We start from the raw sequence: 3,981 nt of genomic DNA on the forward strand, positions 1-3,981 counted from the left end.
AGGAACTGCCCTTTTTTATGCCAGTTTTATTCTATTTTAGTCGGACAATAGTGATTTTAAATTAAACCTTCATCAGCAAAACTGAAATATTCACAATTAACTGATAGAATAATATGGTCTGTTACCATTATATCCATAAAGGATGCAGCAGTCTTAATCTTCTTGGTGAGTTCTAAATCAGCACTAGATGCCTTTAGGTTACCAGAAGGGTGGTTATGGGCTAATATAATACCTGTTGCGGCAATTTTAAGGGCTATCCCTAGTATTAATCTAGGATCAGCAACTGTTCCTGTAATACCCCCATTTGAAAGTTTATAAACTCCCAATACTCGATTAGCTCTGTTTAAGTACATTACTACAAAGTGTTCTTGTAATGCAATTGTGTTAAGGGAAATAAAATCCTTTAATACTGTATAAGCATCTAAGCTTGAGGTAATAATTGGTTTATTTGAAATAGCAGGACGATAGCTTACTTCAATTTCTGATACTGTTGGTATTATATTATTTTTAAGTGGATTCATATAAACAGTTTTAATAAGAAACATTGATTTTAAAATTCTTAAAAGGGTGTATAGCTCCATTGATTAAATAACCAATGATATATTCTTGGTGCTCAAAAACTGCTTCTACATAAACCCAGGTGTTTTCAGGTATTCCAAATGAAGAAATGATAGTTTGAACACGAAATGGGGTATATAAGACTCTTATTCTTCCTTTTGGATTTATTAGCAGCAAGCAACCGTCCGTAACATATTTTAATCGCAGTGGTTGGTTCATAGAAGTTAAATGAACTCCTGTTAGATTTTTTCCAACAGGAGTTAGTGATATTAATTCAGGTACCAATTGAATACCTTGTTTTGAAGAGAAAAGCGAATTTGTTCAATGAAATGGTAAGCATTGACACTTCTGTCGAGGAAATTATCAATGTATGTGCTTTTGTTTGCACCAGTAAATAGGTTGTATAATCTCCAAAGGTTAATACTACCATCCTCTGATTTACAAAAGCTTTCATCCCTATAGAAATCCTTACATATCATTCCAATCTGATTGTCGCCCAGCAACATTTGAGGAATCCCATTTTTCAGATGATTTGGTAAATGCTGATACATTCTGCATCTTCCTAACAACAACGCAAATTGCTGTTCTGATAAGTTGTGTTTAGTCATTTCTTCCATCTGCATTAACTGGTAACGAGCATCATAATTTTCAATAAGGGTTCTAATACACGCTTTTAATTGCCCTAAGGTTTTAACCTTCAAATCAGACATATAACCATCTGACCAAACACATAGATTAGTGCATACAGTGTTTTTAAACCCAATGAATATTTTAAAATGTTCATCAGCACCTTTCTTGTTGTATAAGTTATCGAGATTATATGCTTTTACTCCACCAACTGTTAAGGAAACAGTATTACCATCAATTTCATCATAAACAGTTGGTATTTCAATTACAAAAGCCATTCGTTCATAATAAAGCGTTTTTTCATGCTCTAAGAGCTGAATTGCAGGCTTCTGTTTAGCTTCTGGAATTCTTCCTTTAACTGGATGTGATAACCTGATATTGGGGCTTAAAATCTGTTCAGTACTATATATATCTGCAACTACTTCAGCGGTTACTTCAATAAAATCAGTGTGACTAATAACCGGCTCATTGTCCTTAATGAAAACTGGAATGATATGATGCTCTTTTAATTCTTGAAGACTAGATTCAACTGTATTGGCTTGAATAAAAGGTTTGTTAGATGATATTTGTGGTGTATATAATTGGTCGGTCATCAATATACTTGCATTTTCAGTGACCGACTGATCATTTGATGTTTCCATATTAATTTGAATTATTGATTAGTGAATCAGCTTGATTGGCTTCTAAATCCGCCTTTCTTTTGGTGAAAGCACTTTTAAGTTTTTGCTTTTGTTTGGGATTTGCATAATACAATTCCAAAAGTTCGGGTAGACTTTTACATCCATTTATTCTTTCAAGTAGCTCACCCTGCCCTAACTCAGCAGTTGGAATCCCTTCATTACACCAATCCAAAATCATTTTACCGATTTCAGAGTTGACCTTAAATTCAGATTTACCGCTGAATATGCTTGTTCTATCCTTAGTAGCAATGGCATTATTCCTCATATCTAAATTGAAGACAAGGGTGAACTCATAATCCATTCCTGAACGAGTGACTCCTTTCATACCAACTTTCTCTGGAACTTGCTTGCCATTTTTTTCAGACAATACATACTCTTGCTTAGAGCGTATAGTACCAATGATGTGAATAGGACTTTGAAGCATGTGTTGTACAAAAGAATTATGACGAGGTGTAAGCTTAGCCCAATTGGTGTATGAATTACCAGGCATATTACTATGTGCATCAAGAATTCCACCTATACCAACCCATTCGTGAGAAATGGAGTCAATTACAATAACTTCAATATCCGCTTGTTCACAAACTTTAATAGCTTCTACATAGCGTTCAGGGGTAAATGGAGGTTCAATATGAAGTACTTGATAACGACCTAGGTGGGCATACAATTCAGATGAATGATTTTCAGAATCGATTATTGCTATTTTACTCCAATCGCCACAGAGACCAAAAGCCAATAATAAAGCACCGTAAGTTTTTCCGCTTCCAGAAGCCCCTTGCAGAGCCATTTTAATTTTAGCATTTTTTCTACTTGCTTGTTGTAATTGCATGATGTATAATTTTTAATGTTTGGATATAAAGCGAGAAGCAAGACAAATGCCTTGCTTCTTCACTTTACTTGTTTACTAACCTATCAAGTTATTAGGCAACCACTTCTCCTTGAGTAGCAGTTGTAACATAACTAGGAATTGCACCTTCATGAGGACAATATCCATAAGTATGTGATAATTTGATAACTTCCCCAGTCTGGATTATCGTGAAGTCATAAGGATCACATGGTACTCTTTCAATAGTACCAGGCATTTGTGAACCAATCAGTGAATCCGCTGTTCTTTTGTCAAACGTACTGTAAACACAACATTTACGAGCCGTTGCATAAAATCGACCAGTCTTTTGGGATTGAATCATAATGATATCCCCTTGTAATTCTAAGGAAACATAAGCTCCTTTTTCATTTGTACGCAAATTTGCGCCGATAACTCTTACCATTTTTAAAGGTTTTAAAATGTTTAAAAAAATAATGATGGGGGATGATGCGACCCCATTTTTGAGGTAGGGTTGTGCTTGGAGGACCCTAGCAGATTCACACATACAATAAAAATGGATGGACGCTATTTTAATAATAAACTTCCATCCATACTTGAGGGGGGCTTCGTTATTACATTTAAAAGCAGGGGGGGGTAAAATGAAAGTACCTATACCTTACATCCATATGTAAGTACCTAGTATAAAATAAAAAAAATATAAATAGGAAAAATTAGTTATCTAATATTAATAGAAAATAGAAATTAGAATCGAGCTTGAAAACTTTAATATGGTTAATGGTAGTTTACTCCACAAATTAACGAATTCCAATTCCTTTTTTAGTTGTCCATTTTAAATTAGTAGAAATGTTTCTATTGGCATTAACATGTTCCCCATTTGCTTTTATATAATCAAGATTATAAATTTTTGCTCCTACGCCTCGTTGATATTGCATCATTCTTTCTTCTGTAGTTTCTTTATTGGGGGAAAAAGTCACGAATTTTATTTCCCCTGGCATAATAATACAGCCTGATACATTGAAAACATGTTCTTTAAAATATTTGTTTGTGTATGGATACCTTGTTTCAATTTCAATGTCTCCAATTTGGACAGATTCAATAACTTCATCTGTTAGATTAATAAATTTGACTCTGAATTGAGTTTCAAAATTTTCGTCATAATCAAATCCAGCTTTTATAATATAAAGATCTTTTTTTATAATTCCATTCTTACTGTAATTTTTCATTTCATTTATTGAAAGAAAATCATTGTTGTCCGACTAAAGTCGGGTTTAAATTAGCTGTAACCCCTTTCTG

At 33.7% G+C, this 3,981-nt stretch carries 6 protein-coding genes; all 6 read right to left on the reverse strand.

The window, feature by feature from the left end; translation table 11 throughout:
* Positions 1-56: 56 nt before the first annotated feature.
* A complete protein-coding gene (locus ACOYLT_RS10485) occupies positions 57-521 on the reverse strand; it encodes a JAB domain-containing protein (RefSeq protein WP_422853797.1) in 465 nt (154 codons plus the stop codon).
* Between the two features lie 10 nt (positions 522-531).
* Positions 532-843 (reverse strand): hypothetical protein, encoded by a 312-nt coding sequence (locus ACOYLT_RS10490; RefSeq protein WP_422853798.1) that lies wholly within the window; start codon positions 841-843, stop codon positions 532-534.
* Positions 828-1,826 carry a DUF3871 family protein gene (locus tag ACOYLT_RS10495; RefSeq protein ID WP_422853799.1) on the reverse strand — a complete coding sequence of 333 codons (999 nt, stop codon included), beginning with the start codon at positions 1,824-1,826 and terminating at the stop codon, positions 828-830. The genes ACOYLT_RS10490 and ACOYLT_RS10495 overlap by 16 nt, the downstream gene beginning before the upstream one ends.
* 1 nt (position 1,827) lies before the next feature.
* A complete protein-coding gene (locus ACOYLT_RS10500; protein ID WP_422853800.1) occupies positions 1,828-2,649 on the reverse strand; it encodes an AAA family ATPase in 822 nt (273 codons plus the stop codon).
* A 133-nt stretch (positions 2,650-2,782) separates the two neighbouring features.
* Complete coding sequence (locus tag ACOYLT_RS10505; RefSeq protein ID WP_422853801.1) at positions 2,783-3,130, reverse strand: hypothetical protein; 348 nt, start codon at positions 3,128-3,130, stop codon at positions 2,783-2,785.
* Between the two features lie 352 nt (positions 3,131-3,482).
* Positions 3,483-3,911, reverse strand: coding sequence for a hypothetical protein (locus ACOYLT_RS10510; protein ID WP_422853802.1), 429 nt, complete (start codon positions 3,909-3,911; stop codon positions 3,483-3,485).
* Positions 3,912-3,981: the final 70 nt, after the last annotated feature.

Source organism: Flavobacterium sp. (genome assembly GCF_049318185.1).
Taxonomy (GTDB): Bacteria; Bacteroidota; Bacteroidia; order Flavobacteriales; family Flavobacteriaceae; genus Flavobacterium.